1 protein-coding gene is annotated in these 1608 nt (G+C 48.4%); it reads left to right on the forward strand.

The genetic code is table 11. From position 1 onward, the window contains the following. Nucleotides 1–67 precede the first annotated feature (67 nt). Nucleotides 68–1222: a Gfo/Idh/MocA family protein gene (locus AMA01_RS13765; protein WP_082744201.1), complete on the forward strand. Its 1155-nt coding sequence runs from the start codon at nt 68–70 to the stop codon at nt 1220–1222. The last annotated feature ends 386 nt before the right edge of the window (nt 1223–1608 follow it).

Consider the following 1608-nt stretch of genomic DNA (forward strand, 5'->3'; position numbering starts at 1 on the left):
AAAGGGCTCATTTAATAACAGGTAACGTAGGCCAATCTCACATAGACACCGTAAGGAGGTTGCTTGAATGATTGACGGGCGGAGAAACGTACGGCCGATTCGTTGGGCTCTTGTTGGTGGTGGCGCGGGAAGTGCGATCGGGTATATTCACAGGTGTGCCGCTACGCGCGATGGCTATTTTCAACTGGTCAGTGGGGCGTTTGATGTTATTCCGGAACAAAGTAAGCAGTTTGGGAAAGAGCTTGGATTAGATCCAGCGCGATGTTATGGGACGTATAAGGAAATGTTTGAGCTCGAGTCACAACGAAGCGATGGTATTGAGGCCGTTACCATTGCTACCCCCAACAATTTGCATTTTGAAATTTGCAAAGCTGCACTAGAGTCAAATCTACATGTGATTTGTGAAAAACCGCTGTGCCTTTCAAGTCGAGAAGCACAGTACCTGCGCAAGCTAGCGCGTGAACGTGAGCGGGTTGTCGGAGTCATGTTTGGATATGCAGGCCATCAAATGGTTGAGCAAGCTCGCCAAATGGTCTGCAACGGGGAGATCGGAGACGTACGGATTATCAAAGCCGAATTCGCGCATGGAGGTTGTTCGCAAGCGAGTCCCCAGGAGAAGTTACAGTGGAGATTCAACCCGAATGTGGCGGGACCAAGCTTTGTGTTGGCAGACTTGGGGGTTCATCCACTTTATTTGATGCGAGTTATGGTACCCGACTTGAAGATAGAAAAGGTTTCTTGTATACGCCAAAGTATTGTACAGTCAAGGGCTCCCCTAGAGGACAACGCGTTTGTTACAATGGAAAGTAATGATGGTGCCATTGCGTTTATGTGGGTTTCAGCTGTTAATACAGGTTCTCAACATGGTTTACGGATAAGAATCGTTGGCAGTGAAGCGAGTGTTGAGTGGTGCGCTGAAGAACCAAACAAATTGAGGTATGAGCCAGCGCGGGGATTCCCCATTATACTTCAGAGGGGAACGCATGGACTATATCCCTCGGCACGTGCAGAAGATCGAATAGCTGAGGGACACTCAGAAGGTCTGTTTGAAGCGTGGGCAAACTTGTATAGGCGCTTTGCCTCTGCAATTCGTGGCGAAACACGAACCATGGATGAGCCTTCATGGTATCCCGACATAGATGATGGAGCTGAGGCAGTTCTGTGGGTCGAAAGGTGTATAGAGTCATCAGAGCGTAATGGTGGGTGGGTTAATATGTATTAATTTGAGCTTATTGCAGAATCACAAGCCCTTGTGCGGCAAGGATGTTCGAGCACAAAGAAGGACGTCACTCCAAGTCGAGAGGAGGATAATTGAACCTTCAAACCATTTTACTATTAAGTAAAAGGGTGTGTTAAGCGTTCTGTGTAAACTCCGTTTTAAGAGATTACTTTCGTTCCTGTAGCCAATACTAGGATGTCGTACCCATGTGAGGCTGTCAAGGTACGTCTCCCAGCCTTGACAGCCGATGTTAGCTTGCCATCTTGGCCAGACGTGGCATGCCACCTAACATCGTCACGGAGTAAGCGTCAAACCAAATCCACATGGTGTTTGCCCTCCTGCTGCTTGAAAATGGGCTCATCAAGCCACGGGAGGGTTCTTGCATGCGC

The sequence above is a fragment of the Alicyclobacillus mali NBRC 102425 genome, assembly GCF_001570745.1.
Lineage (GTDB): Bacteria > Bacillota > Bacilli > Alicyclobacillales > Alicyclobacillaceae > Alicyclobacillus > Alicyclobacillus mali.

Coding starts and splice junctions, on each gene's coding strand:
- AMA01_RS13765 (WP_082744201.1), top strand. CDS start 68: ATGATTGACGGGCGGAGAAACGTACGGCCGATTCGTTGGGCTCTTGTT.